Source organism: Escherichia sp. WS1152, from assembly GCF_046487665.1.
GTDB classification, from domain to species: Bacteria; Pseudomonadota; Gammaproteobacteria; order Enterobacterales; family Enterobacteriaceae; genus Escherichia; species Escherichia coli.
Genome location: NZ_JBJQJA010000009.1, coordinates 64,573 through 80,298 on the forward strand (window position 1 = coordinate 64,573; position 15,726 = coordinate 80,298).

At 51.9% G+C, this 15,726-nt stretch carries 15 protein-coding genes, 1 pseudogene and 1 other annotated feature; of the genes and pseudogenes, 11 read left to right on the forward strand and 5 right to left on the reverse strand.

Features of this window, described 5'->3' with window-relative positions:
- Nucleotides 1-144: 144 nt before the first annotated feature.
- Nucleotides 145-225: a protein YsdD gene (locus ACJHW7_RS15515; RefSeq protein ID WP_120795392.1), complete on the reverse strand. Its 81-nt coding sequence runs from the start codon at nt 223-225 to the stop codon at nt 145-147.
- A gap of 296 nt (nt 226-521) precedes the next feature.
- Between ACJHW7_RS15515 and dnaA the strand changes: the two genes are divergently transcribed.
- From dnaA to yidA, 6 genes are all read left to right on the forward strand, one after another.
- The gene (gene dnaA, locus ACJHW7_RS15520) at nt 522-1,925 is read left to right on the forward strand and encodes a chromosomal replication initiator protein DnaA (protein WP_000059111.1); all 1,404 of its coding nucleotides are present in this window, start codon (nt 522-524) and stop codon (nt 1,923-1,925) included.
- Nucleotides 1,926-1,929: 4 nt separating this feature from the next.
- Nucleotides 1,930-3,030 carry a DNA polymerase III subunit beta gene (gene dnaN / locus ACJHW7_RS15525; protein ID WP_000673464.1) on the forward strand — a complete coding sequence of 367 codons (1,101 nt, stop codon included), beginning with the start codon at nt 1,930-1,932 and terminating at the stop codon, nt 3,028-3,030.
- Nucleotides 3,030-4,103 (forward strand): DNA replication/repair protein RecF, encoded by a 1,074-nt coding sequence (recF, locus tag ACJHW7_RS15530; RefSeq protein ID WP_021557345.1) that lies wholly within the window; start codon nt 3,030-3,032, stop codon nt 4,101-4,103. Before dnaN ends, recF begins: the two co-directional genes overlap by 1 nt.
- Before the next feature lie 28 nt (nt 4,104-4,131).
- Entirely contained in the window at nt 4,132-6,546 is a 2,415-nt protein-coding gene (gene gyrB / locus ACJHW7_RS15535) for a DNA topoisomerase (ATP-hydrolyzing) subunit B (protein ID WP_000072067.1), read from the forward strand.
- Between the two features lie 239 nt (nt 6,547-6,785).
- On the forward strand, nt 6,786-7,184 hold the full coding sequence (locus ACJHW7_RS15540; protein WP_000522204.1) for a YidB family protein: 399 nt from the start codon (nt 6,786-6,788) through the stop codon (nt 7,182-7,184).
- 114 nt (nt 7,185-7,298) lie between these two features.
- The gene (gene yidA / locus ACJHW7_RS15545) at nt 7,299-8,111 is read left to right on the forward strand and encodes a sugar-phosphatase (RefSeq protein ID WP_000985549.1); all 813 of its coding nucleotides are present in this window, start codon (nt 7,299-7,301) and stop codon (nt 8,109-8,111) included.
- Nucleotides 8,112-8,156: 45 nt separating this feature from the next.
- Here the strand turns inward: yidA and yidX are convergent, their stop codons facing one another.
- Complete coding sequence (gene yidX, locus ACJHW7_RS15550) at nt 8,157-8,813, reverse strand: protein YidX (RefSeq protein ID WP_000772955.1); 657 nt, start codon at nt 8,811-8,813, stop codon at nt 8,157-8,159.
- A gap of 135 nt (nt 8,814-8,948) precedes the next feature.
- Here yidX and ACJHW7_RS15555 point away from each other — a divergent pair.
- Nucleotides 8,949-9,062, forward strand: a pseudogene (locus tag ACJHW7_RS15555) (hypothetical protein); the annotation flags it as partial.
- Here ACJHW7_RS15555 and cbrA read toward each other — a convergent pair.
- Nucleotides 9,059-10,123, reverse strand: coding sequence for a colicin M resistance lipid reductase CbrA (gene cbrA, locus ACJHW7_RS15560; RefSeq protein ID WP_001383668.1), 1,065 nt, complete (start codon nt 10,121-10,123; stop codon nt 9,059-9,061). The pseudogene ACJHW7_RS15555 and the gene cbrA overlap by 4 nt on opposite strands.
- 100 nt (nt 10,124-10,223) lie before the next feature.
- Between cbrA and ACJHW7_RS15565 the strand changes: the two genes are divergently transcribed.
- Nucleotides 10,224-11,438 carry a DUF3748 domain-containing protein gene (locus ACJHW7_RS15565; protein ID WP_021557344.1) on the forward strand — a complete coding sequence of 405 codons (1,215 nt, stop codon included), beginning with the start codon at nt 10,224-10,226 and terminating at the stop codon, nt 11,436-11,438.
- Between the two features lies 1 nt (nt 11,439).
- On the opposite strand, the gene ACJHW7_RS15570 is transcribed toward ACJHW7_RS15565, so the two are convergent.
- Nucleotides 11,440-11,772, reverse strand: coding sequence for a YceK/YidQ family lipoprotein (locus ACJHW7_RS15570; protein WP_001308151.1), 333 nt, complete (start codon nt 11,770-11,772; stop codon nt 11,440-11,442).
- Nucleotides 11,773-12,011: 239 nt separating this feature from the next.
- Nucleotides 12,012-12,084: a sequence feature (ROSE (Repression Of Heat Shock gene Expression) occurs in the 5'-region of heat shock genes and acts as an RNA thermometer to modulate expression.), on the forward strand.
- On the opposite strand from ACJHW7_RS15570, the gene ibpA reads away from it, so the two are divergent.
- The 3 genes from ibpA to ACJHW7_RS15585 all read left to right on the forward strand — a co-directional run bounded on the left by ibpA (nt 12,078) and on the right by ACJHW7_RS15585 (nt 14,888).
- The gene (ibpA, locus tag ACJHW7_RS15575) at nt 12,078-12,491 is read left to right on the forward strand and encodes a small heat shock chaperone IbpA (protein ID WP_001243437.1); all 414 of its coding nucleotides are present in this window, start codon (nt 12,078-12,080) and stop codon (nt 12,489-12,491) included. Its footprint overlaps the feature before it by 7 nt.
- Before the next feature lie 111 nt (nt 12,492-12,602).
- Nucleotides 12,603-13,031, forward strand: a complete 429-nt coding sequence (gene ibpB, locus ACJHW7_RS15580; protein ID WP_001243431.1) for a small heat shock chaperone IbpB — start codon at nt 12,603-12,605, stop codon at nt 13,029-13,031.
- A 195-nt stretch (nt 13,032-13,226) separates the two neighbouring features.
- A complete protein-coding gene (locus ACJHW7_RS15585) occupies nt 13,227-14,888 on the forward strand; it encodes a putative transporter (RefSeq protein ID WP_001279763.1) in 1,662 nt (553 codons plus the stop codon).
- On the opposite strand, the gene ACJHW7_RS15590 is transcribed toward ACJHW7_RS15585, so the two are convergent.
- Nucleotides 14,885-15,601: a GntR family transcriptional regulator gene (locus tag ACJHW7_RS15590; RefSeq protein WP_001301657.1), complete on the reverse strand. Its 717-nt coding sequence runs from the start codon at nt 15,599-15,601 to the stop codon at nt 14,885-14,887. The two genes, ACJHW7_RS15585 and ACJHW7_RS15590, sit on opposite strands and share 4 nt — an antisense overlap.
- Nucleotides 15,602-15,726 lie beyond the last annotated feature (125 nt).

The following is a 15,726-nucleotide window of genomic DNA, read 5'->3' on the forward strand; positions in this document are numbered from 1 at the left end:
GTGATTAAAGAGGCCGGATTGTAATAATTGTACACTCCGGAGTCAATTCTCTTTCCTTATTTACCGCGCTTTTCCGCACCTTTTCGCAGGGAAAATGTACGACCTCACACCAGTGAAAACCAGCATTGCGCGCCGGGTGGAGGATTATACGGGCTGATGGGTAAAGCGCAAGGATCGTCCTGGATCTTTATTAGATCGATTAAGCCAATTTTTGTCTATGGTCATTAAATTTTCCAATATGCGGCGTAAATCGTGCCCGCCTCGCGGCAGGATCGTTTACACTTAGCGAGTTCTGGATCATCCTGTGGATAAATCGGGAAAATCTGTGAGAAACAGAAGATCTCTTGCGCAGTTTAGGCTATGATCCGCGGTCCCGATCGTTTTGCAGGATCTTGATCGGGCATATAACCGCAGACAGCGGTTCGTGCGTCACCCTCAAGCAGGGTCTTTTCGACGTACGTCAACAATCATGAATGTTTCAGCCTTAGTCATTATCGACTTTTGTTCGAGTGGAGTCCGCCGTGTCACTTTCGCTTTGGCAGCAGTGTCTTGCCCGATTGCAGGATGAGTTACCAGCCACAGAATTCAGTATGTGGATACGCCCATTGCAGGCGGAACTGAGCGATAACACGCTGGCCCTGTACGCGCCAAACCGTTTTGTCCTCGATTGGGTACGGGACAAGTACCTTAATAATATCAATGGACTGCTAACCAGTTTCTGCGGAGCGGATGCCCCACAGCTGCGTTTTGAAGTCGGCACCAAACCGGTGACGCAAACGCCACAAGCGGCAGTGACGAGCAACGTCGCGGCCCCTGCACAGGTGGCGCAAACGCAGCCGCAACGTGCTGCGCCTTCTACGCGCTCAGGTTGGGATAACGTCCCGGCCCCGGCAGAACCGACCTATCGTTCTAACGTAAACGTCAAACACACGTTTGATAACTTCGTTGAAGGTAAATCTAACCAACTGGCGCGCGCGGCGGCTCGCCAGGTGGCAGATAACCCTGGCGGTGCCTATAACCCGTTGTTCCTTTATGGCGGCACGGGTCTGGGTAAAACTCACCTGCTGCATGCGGTGGGTAACGGCATTATGGCGCGCAAGCCGAATGCCAAAGTGGTTTATATGCACTCCGAGCGCTTTGTTCAGGACATGGTTAAAGCCCTGCAAAACAACGCGATCGAAGAGTTTAAACGCTACTACCGTTCCGTAGATGCACTGCTGATCGACGATATTCAGTTTTTTGCTAATAAAGAACGATCTCAGGAAGAGTTTTTCCACACCTTCAACGCCCTGCTGGAAGGTAATCAACAGATCATTCTCACCTCGGATCGCTATCCGAAAGAGATCAACGGCGTTGAGGATCGTTTGAAATCCCGCTTCGGCTGGGGGCTGACTGTGGCGATCGAACCGCCAGAGTTAGAAACCCGCGTGGCGATCCTGATGAAAAAGGCCGACGAAAATGACATTCGTTTGCCAGGCGAAGTGGCGTTCTTTATCGCCAAGCGTCTACGATCTAACGTACGTGAGCTGGAAGGCGCGCTGAATCGCGTCATTGCCAACGCCAACTTTACCGGACGGGCGATCACTATCGACTTCGTGCGTGAGGCGCTGCGCGACTTGCTGGCATTGCAGGAAAAACTGGTCACCATCGACAATATTCAGAAGACGGTGGCGGAGTACTACAAGATCAAAGTCGCGGATCTCCTTTCCAAGCGTCGATCCCGCTCGGTGGCTCGTCCGCGTCAGATGGCGATGGCGCTGGCGAAAGAGCTGACTAACCACAGTCTGCCGGAGATTGGCGATGCGTTTGGTGGTCGTGACCACACGACGGTGCTTCATGCCTGCCGTAAGATCGAGCAGCTGCGTGAAGAGAGCCACGATATCAAAGAAGATTTTTCAAATTTAATCAGAACATTGTCATCGTAAACCTATGAAATTTACCGTAGAACGTGAGCATTTATTAAAACCGCTACAACAGGTGAGCGGTCCGTTAGGTGGTCGTCCTACGCTACCGATTCTCGGTAATCTGCTGTTACAGGTTGCTGACGGTACGTTGTCGCTGACCGGTACTGATCTCGAGATGGAAATGGTGGCACGCGTTGCGCTGGTTCAGCCGCACGAACCTGGTGCGACGACCGTTCCGGCGCGCAAATTCTTTGATATCTGCCGTGGTCTGCCTGAAGGCGCGGAAATTGCCGTGCAACTGGAAGGTGAGCGGATGCTGGTGCGCTCCGGGCGTAGCCGTTTTTCGCTGTCTACCCTGCCAGCGGCGGATTTCCCGAACCTCGATGACTGGCAGAGCGAAGTCGAATTTACCCTGCCGCAGGCGACGATGAAGCGTCTGATTGAAGCGACCCAGTTTTCGATGGCGCATCAGGACGTTCGCTATTACTTAAACGGTATGCTGTTTGAAACCGAAGGTGAAGAACTGCGCACCGTGGCGACCGACGGCCACCGTCTGGCGGTCTGTTCAATGCCAATTGGTCAATCTTTGCCAAGCCATTCGGTGATCGTGCCGCGTAAAGGCGTGATTGAACTGATGCGTATGCTCGACGGCGGCGATAATCCGCTGCGTGTGCAGATTGGCAGCAACAATATTCGCGCCCACGTTGGCGACTTTATCTTCACCTCCAAACTGGTGGATGGTCGCTTCCCGGATTACCGCCGCGTTCTGCCGAAGAATCCGGACAAACATCTGGAAGCAGGCTGCGATCTCCTCAAGCAGGCGTTTGCTCGCGCGGCAATTCTCTCTAACGAGAAATTCCGCGGTGTGCGCCTGTATGTCAGCGAAAACCAGCTGAAAATCACCGCCAACAACCCGGAACAGGAAGAAGCGGAAGAGATCCTCGACGTTACCTATAGCGGTGCGGAGATGGAAATCGGCTTCAACGTCAGCTATGTGCTGGATGTTCTGAACGCGCTGAAATGTGAAAACGTCCGCATGATGCTGACCGATTCGGTTTCCAGCGTGCAGATTGAAGATGCAGCCAGCCAGAGCGCGGCTTATGTTGTCATGCCAATGAGACTGTAATGTCCCTCACCCGCTTGTTGATCCGCGATTTCCGCAACATTGAAACCGCGGATCTCGCTTTATCTCCCGGCTTTAACTTTCTGGTAGGTGCCAACGGCAGTGGCAAAACCAGCGTGCTGGAAGCCATCTATACGCTCGGCCATGGTCGGGCGTTTCGCAGTTTGCAGATTAGTCGCGTCATTCGCCATGAGCAGGAGGCGTTTGTTCTCCACGGGCGATTACAGGGCGAAGAGCGCGAGACGGCGATTGGCTTAACCAAAGACAAACAGGGCGACAGCAAAGTCCGTATTGACGGTACAGACGGGCATAAGGTCGCGGAACTGGCGCACCTGATGCCAATGCAGCTGATAACGCCAGAAGGGTTTACTTTACTCAACGGCGGCCCCAAATACAGAAGAGCATTCCTCGACTGGGGATGCTTTCACAACGAACCCGGATTTTTCACCGCCTGGAGCAATCTCAAGCGATTGCTCAAGCAGCGCAATGCGGCGCTGCGCCAGGTGACACGTTACGAACAGCTACGCCCGTGGGATAAAGAACTGATCCCGCTGGCGGAGCAAATCAGCACCTGGCGCGCGGAGTATAGCGCCGGTATCGCGGCCGATATGGCTGATACCTGTAAGCAATTTCTCCCTGAGTTTTCTCTGACTTTCTCTTTCCAGCGCGGCTGGGAGAAAGAGACAGAGTACGCTGAGGTGCTGGAACGTAATTTTGAACGCGATCGCCAGCTAACCTACACCGCGCACGGCCCGCACAAAGCGGACTTACGCATTCGCGCCGACGGTGCGCCGGTGGAAGATACCTTATCGCGTGGGCAGCTTAAGCTGTTGATGTGCGCCTTACGTCTGGCGCAAGGAGAGTTCCTCACCCGTGAAAGCGGGCGGCGGTGTCTCTACCTGATAGATGATTTTGCCTCTGAGCTTGATGATGAGCGTCGCGGGCTGCTTGCCAGCCGCTTAAAAGCGACGCAATCGCAGGTCTTTGTCAGCGCGATCAGTGCTGAACACGTTATAGACATGTCGGACGAAAATTCGAAGATGTTTACCGTGGAAAAGGGTAAAATAACGGATTAACCCAAGTATAAATGAGCGAGAAACGTTGATGTCGAATTCTTATGACTCCTCCAGTATCAAAGTCCTGAAAGGGCTGGATGCGGTGCGTAAGCGCCCGGGTATGTATATCGGCGACACGGATGACGGCACCGGTCTGCACCACATGGTATTCGAGGTGGTAGATAACGCTATCGACGAAGCGCTCGCGGGTCACTGTAAAGAAATTATCGTCACCATTCACGCCGACAACTCTGTCTCTGTACAGGATGATGGGCGCGGCATTCCGACCGGTATTCACCCGGAAGAGGGCGTATCGGCGGCGGAAGTGATCATGACCGTCCTGCACGCAGGCGGTAAATTTGACGATAACTCCTATAAAGTGTCCGGCGGTCTGCACGGCGTTGGTGTTTCGGTAGTAAACGCCCTGTCGCAAAAACTGGAGCTGGTTATCCAGCGCGAGGGTAAAATTCACCGTCAGATCTACGAACACGGTGTACCGCAGGCTCCGCTGGCGGTTACCGGCGAGACTGAAAAAACCGGCACCATGGTGCGTTTCTGGCCCAGCCTCGAAACCTTCACCAATGTGACCGAGTTTGAATATGAAATTCTGGCGAAACGTCTGCGTGAGTTGTCGTTCCTTAACTCCGGCGTTTCCATTCGTCTGCGCGACAAGCGTGACGGCAAAGAAGACCACTTCCACTATGAAGGCGGCATCAAGGCGTTCGTTGAATATCTGAACAAGAACAAAACGCCGATCCACCCGAATATCTTTTACTTCTCCACCGAAAAAGACGGTATTGGCGTCGAAGTGGCGTTGCAGTGGAACGATGGCTTCCAGGAAAACATCTACTGCTTTACCAACAACATTCCGCAGCGTGACGGCGGTACTCACCTGGCAGGCTTCCGTGCGGCGATGACCCGTACCCTGAATGCCTACATGGACAAAGAAGGCTACAGCAAAAAAGCCAAAGTCAGCGCCACCGGTGACGATGCGCGTGAAGGCCTGATTGCGGTCGTTTCCGTAAAAGTGCCGGACCCGAAATTCTCCTCCCAGACCAAAGACAAACTGGTTTCTTCTGAGGTGAAATCGGCGGTTGAACAGCAGATGAACGAACTGCTGGCGGAATACCTGCTGGAAAACCCAACTGATGCAAAAATCGTGGTTGGCAAAATTATCGATGCTGCCCGTGCCCGTGAAGCTGCGCGTCGCGCGCGTGAAATGACCCGCCGTAAAGGTGCGCTCGACTTAGCGGGCCTGCCGGGCAAACTGGCAGACTGCCAGGAGCGCGATCCGGCGCTTTCCGAACTGTACCTTGTGGAAGGGGACTCCGCGGGCGGCTCTGCGAAGCAGGGGCGTAACCGCAAGAACCAGGCGATCCTGCCGCTGAAAGGTAAAATCCTTAACGTTGAGAAGGCGCGCTTCGACAAGATGCTCTCTTCTCAGGAAGTGGCGACGCTTATCACCGCGCTTGGTTGTGGTATCGGTCGTGACGAGTACAACCCGGACAAACTGCGTTATCACAGCATCATCATCATGACCGATGCGGACGTCGACGGCTCGCACATTCGTACGCTGCTGTTGACCTTCTTCTATCGTCAGATGCCGGAGATCGTTGAACGCGGTCACGTCTACATCGCTCAGCCGCCGCTGTACAAAGTGAAGAAAGGCAAGCAGGAACAGTACATTAAAGACGACGAAGCGATGGATCAGTACCAGATCTCTATCGCGCTGGACGGCGCAACGCTGCACACCAACGCCAGCGCACCGGCATTGGCTGGCGAAGCGTTAGAGAAACTGGTGTCTGAGTACAACGCGACGCAGAAAATGATCAACCGCATGGAGCGTCGTTATCCGAAAGCAATGCTGAAAGAGCTTATCTATCAGCCGACGCTGACGGAAGCCGACCTCTCTGATGAGCAGACCGTTACCCGGTGGGTGAACGCGCTGGTCAGCGAACTGAACGACAAAGAACAGCACGGCAGCCAGTGGAAGTTTGATGTCCACACCAATGCCGAACAAAACCTGTTCGAGCCGATTGTTCGCGTGCGTACCCACGGTGTGGATACTGACTATCCGCTGGATCACGAGTTTATCACCGGTGGCGAATATCGTCGTATCTGCACGCTGGGTGAGAAACTGCGTGGCTTGCTGGAAGAAGATGCGTTTATCGAACGTGGCGAGCGTCGTCAGCCGGTAGCCAGCTTCGAGCAGGCGCTGGACTGGCTGGTGAAAGAGTCCCGTCGCGGCCTCTCCATCCAGCGTTATAAAGGTCTGGGCGAGATGAACCCGGAACAGCTGTGGGAAACCACCATGGACCCGGAAAGCCGTCGTATGCTGCGCGTTACCGTTAAGGATGCGATTGCCGCTGACCAGTTGTTCACCACGCTGATGGGCGACGCCGTTGAACCGCGCCGTGCGTTTATTGAAGAGAACGCCCTGAAAGCGGCGAATATCGATATTTAATGGCGTTAACCATGCGAGCGTGCCTGATGCGCTACGCTTATCAGGCCTACGAGACTCCTGCAATATATTGAATTTGCATGTTTTTGTAGGCCGGATAAGGCGTTCACGCCGCATCCGGCAAGAAGCTATAAGAAAAGGGCGGAGATCATCTCCGCCCTTTTTATTTCTGCAATCCGCAATTATCATCCCGCAGTTCTATACTTTTTGGGTCAACACGTAACGCTTTACAGGTGATTATCATGGGGCTTTTTGATGAAGTTGTCGGCGCCTTTCTGAAAGGCGATGCGGGGAAATATCAGGCGATTTTAAGTTGGGTTGAGGAGCAGGGCGGCATTCAGGTGCTGCTGGAAAAACTGCAAAGTGGCGGCTTAGGGGCCATTCTCTCAACCTGGCTGAGTAATCAACAGGGCAATCAATCGGTGAGCGGCGAACAACTGGAATCGGCGCTCGGCACAAATGCGGTGTCCGATCTCGGGCAAAAACTTGGCGTGGATAACAGTACAGCTTCCAGTTTACTGGCAGAACAATTGCCGAAGATTATTGATGCGCTCTCACCGCAAGGTGAAGTGTCACCACAAGCCAATAACGATCTGCTTTCCGCAGGCATGGAACTGCTGAAAGGGAAACTCTTCCGCTAAGCAAATGGGGAGCATGCAACCCGCGTTGCATCCCCCTTTTCCCTCGGGTGTTGTACTGATTTTTGAGCGGAATCGCGTTAGCATGGGTCAGGAACCAATCTACCTGGGGAACTCATGGCTATCAAACTCATTGCTATCGATATGGATGGCACCCTTCTGCTGCCCGATCACACCATTTCACCTGCCGTTAAAAATGCGATTGCCGCAGCTCGCGCCCGTGGCGTGAATGTCGTGCTAACGACGGGTCGCCCTTATGCAGGTGTTCACAATTACCTGAAAGAGCTGCATATGGAACAGCCGGGTGACTACTGCATTACTTATAACGGCGCGCTGGTACAGAAGGCCGCTGATGGTAGCACCGTGGCGCAAACTGCTCTCAGCTATGACGACTACCGTTTCCTGGAAAAACTCTCTCGCGAAGTCGGTTCTCATTTCCACGCACTGGACCGCACCACGCTGTACACCGCCAACCGTGATATCAGCTACTACACGGTGCATGAATCCTTTGTTGCCACTATTCCGCTGGTGTTCTGCGAAGCGGAGAAAATGGACCCCAATACCCAGTTCCTGAAAGTGATGATGATTGATGAACCTGCCATCCTCGACCAGGCTATCGCGCGTATTCCGCAGGAAGTGAAAGAGAAATATACCGTGCTGAAAAGTGCGCCGTACTTCCTCGAAATCCTCGATAAACGCGTTAACAAAGGTACGGGTGTGAAATCACTGGCCGACGTGTTAGGTATTAAACCGGAAGAAATCATGGCGATTGGCGATCAGGAAAACGACATTGCAATGATTGAATATGCAGGCGTCGGTGTGGCGATGGATAACGCTATTCCTTCGGTGAAAGAAGTGGCGAACTTTGTCACCAAATCTAACCTTGAAGATGGCGTGGCGTTTGCTATTGAGAAGTATGTGCTGAATTAATCAGTGGACGGGCAAACAGCATAAACGCGTTTGCCCGCTTACTGATTATTGGTTTACTGCATATACAACCAGAAATTGCAGCGGTGCAGTAATGATGTCCAGCGTAACAGTCACTGGCAGTAATGCTGCGGAAACACCATCCGGAATGCCTCTGGGTGAATAGTATTCATAAAATCGCACTTTAAATGGATGGTAGAACGCCATCACCTTTGAGTAATCCATGTTTTTATTTTTCTCATGGATTGTGCCTTTTAGGTTTTCCAGTGACCTGGTACAGTGTTGAACACCACAGGCAAAACCATAATGCGTTGCCAGTGCCTTTTCTTCTTCGTTATTCCAGTAGTAGTAAAGCGATATTGTGCCGGTAAATTTCTTTTTCCCCGCATTTAAAACAAATCTTGCGTCATCAGCAACCTGAATATTGTGCCGGTTAAGTGCTGGATCATTGAGCATCTTAACGATGTCATCAGCACCATCTGTGATAAGGTAATCCAGCGATTCCCCTACAAAAACATAGCCTTTTGTTCCATTACTATCCTTTGCCTGCGATAGCCCCGTGATGGTGTCTGACTGCGATTGATACTTTCCTGAAGTACCCTTTGCGGTATGGGAAACCAGAGCATACGAGATACAGCCTGAAAGCATCAGTGCTAGTGGGAATAAACTGGCAGCCTTAAAAAATCCCTTAAAATTCAACTTCATGATTAATCCTTTAAACGAGTAGCTAAGCCGTTGAAAGCATACTCTTCTTTCCCTCCTGTTTAGCGCCTGATCTCCCTTTTCAGATTTCTGCCCGATATAAGACCTTTTCTTATGAGGTGTTTTTTTGTGGACTAATATCTGTTGCAAGGCTATGGGTTCGCCCCGGCACTGGTTTATATCTCCACCGTCGCGTTGATTGGTGCGCTCTCTTACATCCTGCTGGTGGGCGATGTGAAGCGCGTTGGCTAATCCTTCAACTGTGGAATATGTGCCACACCACTGCGCATAATCCACTTTCTTAAAGCCGGTGCGGTCAGGCATCGGCTTTTTACTATCTTGCCGAAGAGTTTTAAACGCAGTTTGCGGGTGGCGCGCCAGTAGGCTGCGTTGATCTTCTCTGGCTGCTTCAGTAACACCGAACGCAGAATCTCTGCGCTATCCAGCGCATAGCTTATCCCCTCCAGCGAGCTGGCGCTGATAAATCCCGCCGCTTCACCAATCAGAAAGGCGTTGTCCTTACCGCAGATAAAATCCTGCCAGCGTGAGGGAAACAGCACTGTGCATTTTTCGCTTTTCACCGCTTTGCCAAACTGGAACTGAAAGGCGCTCATTTTCTCTTTCAGCGTCGCGAAACGCGTCTGACCGTCTTTCATTGGATAGGCACCACCAAAGATAAAATAACCGTCTTTGCTGATACTCCATGAGTAACAGTCAGTTATCGCATTATCAAAGATGCAGGAGTAGAACGGCACCGGATGTTTCTCTGCGAACCACTGCTGGATTGCGACATATTTACGGATTTGATGATCCGGGTAGAGATGTCGCCGCACCATCGAGTTGGCACCATCGGCACCGACCAGATAGCGGGCGGTAATATGCTGCTCCCAGCCGTCTGCACGAAAAATGACATGCCATTTATTATCCTCACGCCAGATTTTCCGGCACAGGCTATCGTGGTAAACCTCAACGCTGGCGGGGATCAGCGATTTCATCCACAAGTCGAAAGCATGGCGATTAATATTGATATAGCTTCGCTGGTAGTTACGCGTGAGCGATGCGGCGACGTCGACGGTTTTGACGCTGAAAATCTGCGGATTAGCGATCACATCGACAGGAAGCGTCAGTCCATCGCGAATAAAAGATCGCTGCGCGTCCGGTGCCAGCAGACCGCCGCAGGGTTTGCTGAAACCTTCAGTACCACACTGGTGCTTTTTATCCAGCGCGATCACCTGCATTTTGCCTGCTAACTTTCGTGCCAACGCCGATCCTGCCGGGCCGAGGCCAATAATCGCCACGTCGAAATGTTCCATCTTTTCACTCACATTCATCACGATGGCAAAAGACTATTGTCTGAAAGTGAAGTCCTTGTGAAGTATGATGGCGTGAACCGTTTTGTATCAGGACCACGCCATGAAACAGATAACCTTTGCTCCCCGTAATCACCTGCTCACCAATACCAATACCTGGACACCCGACAGCCAGTGGCTGGTATTTGACGTGCGTCCTTCAGGGGCGTCGTTTACCGGCGAGACCATTGAGCGTGTGAATATCCATACTGGAGAGGTCGAGGTTATCTATCGCGCGTCACAGGGCGCACACGTCGGCGTGGTGACCGTTCATCCGAAGTCAGAAAAATATGTCTTCATTCACGGCCCGGAAAATCCTGATGAAACATGGTATTACGATTTCCATCATCGGCGCGGAGTCATTGCTGAAGGCGGCAAGGTGAGCAATCTCGATGCAATGGATATTACTGCACCGTACACCCCAGGAGCGCTGCGCGGCGGCAGCCATGTGCATGTCTTTAGCCCGAACGGTGAAATGGTGAGCTTTACCTATAACGACCATGTAATGCATGAACGCAGCCCGGCGCTGGATTTGCGAAACGTCGGGGTTGCTGCACCGTTTGGCCCGGTCAACGTACAAAAGCAGCATCCGCGTGAATACAGCGGTAGCCACTGGTGCGCACTGGTGAGTAAAACAACGCCCACGCCGCAGCCTGGCAGCGATGAAATCAATCGTGCTTATGAAGAAGGATGGGTAGGAAATCACGCGCTGGCGTTTATTGGCGACACACTTTCGCCAAAGGGCGAGAAAGTACCGGAGCTGTTTATTGTCGAGTTGCCGAAAGATGAAGCTGGCTGGAAAGCAGCTGGTGATGCGCCGTTAAGCGGAACGGAAACAACCCTGCCCGCGCCACCGCGTGGCGTCGTGCAGCGACGTTTAACCTTTACCCACCATCGGGCTTATCCGGGGTTAGTCAACGTCCCGCGCCACTGGGTGCGCTGTAATCCGCAGGGTACACAAATCGCGTTTTTAATGCGAGATGATAACGGCATTGTGCAACTGTGGCTTATCTCGCCACAGGGCGGCGAGCCGCGCCAGTTAACCCATAACAAAACGGATATTCAGTCTGCATTTAACTGGCATCCATCAGGAGAATGGTTGGGCTTTGTGCTGGATAATCGAATTGCTTGTGCCCATGCGGAAAGCGGGGAGGTTGAGTATTTAACCGAAAACCACGCCAATCCACCTTCTGCGGACGCCGTGGTCTTCTCGCCGGATGGTCAATGGCTGGCGTGGATGGAAGGCGGTCAGCTGTGGATCACCGAAACTGATCGCTAAATCAGTTATCAGGCATTCTGGCCGGTGGAATAACCGCATTGGTGGCTTGCGCGTTGGCTTCGCTTTTTTCAACGCGTGAGCGCACCGAGCTGTCTTTGCGGAACACATCCCACGGCAGTAAAAGTGTGTCCATCACAGCGGTAAACGGCATATCGAGAATCGCCAGCGACTTAGTGCCCCAGTTGGTTTCATCGTCGCCAATCATGCTGGCGCTGGCGCGGGTGCCGGGATACGTTCCTTCTTTCCCCCCGGTATGGGACATCACGCTGGAGCATCCTCCGAGTAATGTCATTCCGCTGCATATCATGAACGCTAACAACACATTTCTTATCATAATAAATTCATCTGTTGATCGTGGGTGTTGGCCTGATGAGTTATAGCGATCCCTTGCTGAAAATAACATCATCATTACGTCGCACTGTGGCGGCTATCGCACTTTAACGTTTCGTGCTGCCCCCTCAGTCTATGCAATAGACCATAAACTGCAAAAAAAAGTCCGCTGATAAGGCTTGAAAAGTTCATTTCCAGACCCATTTTTACATCGTAGCCGATGAGGACGCGCCTGATGGGTGTTCTGGCTACCTGACCTGTCCATTGTGGAAGGTCTTACATTCTCGCTGATTTCAGGAGCTATTGATTATGCGTAACTTTGATTTATCCCCGCTTTACCGTTCTGCTATTGGATTTGACCGTTTGTTTAACCACTTAGAAAACAACCAGAGCCAGAGTAATGGCGGCTACCCTCCGTATAACGTTGAACTGGTAGACGAAAACCATTACCGCATTGCTATCGCTGTGGCTGGTTTTGCTGAGAGCGAACTGGAAATTACCGCCCAGGATAATCTGCTGGTGGTGAAAGGTGCTCACGCCGACGAACAAAAAGAGCGCACCTATCTGTACCAGGGCATCGCTGAACGCAACTTTGAACGCAAATTCCAGTTAGCTGAGAACATTCATGTTCGTGGCGCTAACCTGGTAAATGGTTTGCTGTATATCGATCTCGAACGCGTGATTCCGGAAGCGAAAAAACCGCGCCGTATCGAAATCAACTAATTCCCTAAGGCCGCCTTGCGCGGCCTGACATCTCCATGCTCGCCGTCAGGGAGCATATGCGAATCTTCGGATTTGCAGGTACTTACTCGCTTCTTAGAAGGAGAAATGACTATGCGTAACTTCGATTTATCCCCACTGATGCGTCAATGGATCGGTTTTGACAAACTGGCCAACGCACTGCAAAACGCCGGTGAAAGCCAGAGCTTCCCGCCGTACAACATTGAGAAAAGCGACGATAACCACTACCGCATTACCCTTGCGCTGGCAGGTTTCCGTCAGGAAGATTTAGAGATTCAACTGGAAGGTACGCGCCTGAGCGTAAAAGGCACGCCGGAGCAGCCAAAAGAAGAGAAAAAATGGCTGCATCAAGGGCTTATGAATCAGCCATTTAGCCTGAGCTTTACGCTGGCTGAAAATATGGAAGTCTCTGGCGCAACCTTCGTAAACGGTTTACTGCATATTGATTTAATTCGTAATGAGCCTGAACCCATCGCAGCGCAGCGTATCGCTATCAGCGAACGTCCCGCGTTAAATAGCTAACTAGCTATTCTCTTTGCCCCGCCATTCTGGTGGGGCTTTTTTTGTCTTTCTTCTTCTACAATGCGTTAAATTTCGACTGTTTAAGATATTTCGGCACGTTCTTTCCCGTGATAATGTGCGCTATAAGGCAAATCTGCTTCACCGATTCAGCCATAATCCGTAGCAATTAAAATGTTATCTCAAGAGAAATGGACGATGAGTGATATAGCATTAACGGTCAGTATTCTGGCTTTGGTGGCAGTCGTCGGTTTGTTTATCGGCAACGTCAAATTTCGCGGCATAGGATTAGGTATTGGCGGCGTGCTGTTTGGTGGGATCATCGTCGGCCATTTTGTTTCTCAGGCGGGGATGACATTAAGTAGCGATATGCTGCATGTTATTCAGGAATTTGGTCTGATCCTGTTCGTTTATACTATCGGGATTCAGGTAGGGCCGGGCTTCTTTGCCTCATTGCGCGTCTCCGGATTACGCCTCAACCTGTTTGCTGTTCTGATCGTCATCATCGGTGGTCTGGTTACCGCCATCCTGCATAAACTGTTTGATATTCCACTGCCGGTAGTGCTGGGGATTTTCTCCGGTGCGGTAACCAATACGCCAGCGCTGGGGGCAGGGCAGCAGATCTTGCGCGACCTGGGTACACCAATGGAAATGGTCGATCAGATGGGGATGAGTTACGCGATGGCGTATCCATTCGGCATTTGCGGGATATTGTTCACCATGTGGATGTTGCGGGTTATTTTCCGCGTCAATGTCGAGACAGAAGCCCAGCAGCACGAATCTTCACGCACCAATGGCGGCGCGCTGATCAGGACTATCAATATTCGCGTTGAGAACCCTAACCTGCATGATTTAGCCATTAAAGATGTACCGATTCTCAACGGCGACAAAATTATCTGCTCGCGTCTGAAACGCGAAGAAACCCTAAAAGTTCCTTCGCCAGATACCATTATCCAACTGGGCGATTTGCTGCATCTGGTGGGTCAGCCAGCGGATTTACATAATGCGCAACTGGTGATTGGTCAGGAGGTCGATACTTCGCTGTCCACGAAAGGCACTGATTTGCGCGTCGAGCGTGTGGTGGTCACCAATGAAAACGTGCTTGGTAAGCGTATTCGCGACCTGCATTTTAAAGAACGCTATGACGTTGTTATCTCGCGCCTGAACCGTGCCGGGGTCGAACTGGTCGCCAGTGGCGATATCAGCCTGCAGTTCGGCGATATCCTCAACCTGGTGGGGCGTCCGTCCGCAATTGATGCCGTTGCCAATGTGCTGGGGAATGCGCAGCAAAAACTGCAACAGGTTCAGATGCTGCCAGTGTTTATTGGCATCGGGCTTGGCGTATTGTTAGGTTCTATTCCCGTCTTTGTGCCTGGGTTCCCGGCCGCGTTGAAACTGGGGCTGGCGGGCGGTCCGCTGATTATGGCGTTGATCCTCGGGCGTATCGGCAGTATCGGCAAGCTGTACTGGTTTATGCCGCCAAGTGCCAACCTCGCGCTGCGGGAGCTGGGGATCGTGCTGTTCCTCTCGGTCGTTGGTCTGAAATCTGGTGGGGATTTTGTGAATACCTTGGTCAATGGCGAAGGGCTAAGCTGGATTGGTTATGGTGCCCTGATCACCGCCGTTCCGCTGATTACTGTTGGCATTCTGGCGCGGATGTTAGCCAAAATGAATTACCTGACCATGTGCGGGATGCTGGCAGGTTCCATGACCGATCCTCCGGCGCTGGCGTTTGCTAATAATCTTCATCCAACCAGCGGTGCGGCGGCGCTCTCTTACGCCACTGTCTATCCGTTAGTGATGTTCCTGCGCATTATCACCCCCCAATTACTGGCGGTGCTCTTCTGGAGTATCGGTTAACTCTTGTCCGGGTGGAGTCGCCGTAAATGGTACTCCACCTGGTATTCGCTGGCATTTCTGAACATCACTGAATAATTCAAAAACTCCCCGCTCTCGCTATATGACAACGAGGTGATCCGCAGCAGTGGCGTGTGTTCCGCTACCTTCATTTGCCGCGCCAGCAGTCTATCGGCGAGCACCGGCGTCAGGCTTTCATAATTACCGCCAATCAGAATCCCGCACTCTTGTTCAATATATTCAAACTTCGACCCTTCCAGATGTTGCAGCGAAAGATTACGGAACAGTTTTACCGGCATATAGCTGTCTTCCAGCATCAGCGGTTTCCCTTCCACAAAACGAACGCGACGGGAGAAGTAGATCTGCTCGTTGATTTGAATCCGTAACTGGCTGGCAATTGCCGGAGGCGCAGGCATGATTTCAAAAATCAGCACCTGGCTGGTGACTGTTTTTCCCTGCCGTTTTAACACCTCCACCAGCCCGGTCAGGCTGGCGGTTTGATGCAGTACATCTTTGCGCACCAGGTAAGTGCCGCTGCCGTGGCGGCGGACCACCAGCCCCCACGCTACCAGCAGGTCAATGGCTTTACGGATGGTCATCCGCGATACCGCAAACTCTTCCGCCAGCTTTTTTTCACCGGGAAGAAGGCTGTTTAGCGTGAAATCTGCGGAATTAAGTCTAATTCTTAACCGCTCCGCAATGCTTTTGTAGATCATCTCTAGATCTCTTTTTTGCCTGCAAGCCCGGGTAATGCGCCCACAAGTTCTGCTTAATCGATTGAAAAAACATCTTTTTTTTAAAGATGTGTTCGATGCTGTGTACCTGTGCTCACAGAGGTCTA

Coding starts and splice junctions, on each gene's coding strand:
- ibpB (WP_001243431.1), top strand. CDS start 12,603: ATGCGTAACTTCGATTTATCCCCACTGATGCGTCAATGGATCGGTTTT.
- recF (WP_021557345.1), top strand. CDS start 3,030: ATGTCCCTCACCCGCTTGTTGATCCGCGATTTCCGCAACATTGAAACC.
- cbrA (WP_001383668.1), bottom strand. CDS start 10,123: ATGGAACATTTCGACGTGGCGATTATTGGCCTCGGCCCGGCAGGATCG.
- ibpA (WP_001243437.1), top strand. CDS start 12,078: ATGCGTAACTTTGATTTATCCCCGCTTTACCGTTCTGCTATTGGATTT.
- ACJHW7_RS15565 (WP_021557344.1), top strand. CDS start 10,224: ATGAAACAGATAACCTTTGCTCCCCGTAATCACCTGCTCACCAATACC.
- dnaN (WP_000673464.1), top strand. CDS start 1,930: ATGAAATTTACCGTAGAACGTGAGCATTTATTAAAACCGCTACAACAG.
- yidX (WP_000772955.1), bottom strand. CDS start 8,813: ATGAAGTTGAATTTTAAGGGATTTTTTAAGGCTGCCAGTTTATTCCCA.
- ACJHW7_RS15590 (WP_001301657.1), bottom strand. CDS start 15,601: ATGATCTACAAAAGCATTGCGGAGCGGTTAAGAATTAGACTTAATTCC.
- ACJHW7_RS15515 (WP_120795392.1), bottom strand. CDS start 225: ATGACCATAGACAAAAATTGGCTTAATCGATCTAATAAAGATCCAGGA.
- ACJHW7_RS15570 (WP_001308151.1), bottom strand. CDS start 11,772: ATGATAAGAAATGTGTTGTTAGCGTTCATGATATGCAGCGGAATGACA.
- ACJHW7_RS15585 (WP_001279763.1), top strand. CDS start 13,227: ATGAGTGATATAGCATTAACGGTCAGTATTCTGGCTTTGGTGGCAGTC.
- gyrB (WP_000072067.1), top strand. CDS start 4,132: ATGTCGAATTCTTATGACTCCTCCAGTATCAAAGTCCTGAAAGGGCTG.
- yidA (WP_000985549.1), top strand. CDS start 7,299: ATGGCTATCAAACTCATTGCTATCGATATGGATGGCACCCTTCTGCTG.
- ACJHW7_RS15540 (WP_000522204.1), top strand. CDS start 6,786: ATGGGGCTTTTTGATGAAGTTGTCGGCGCCTTTCTGAAAGGCGATGCG.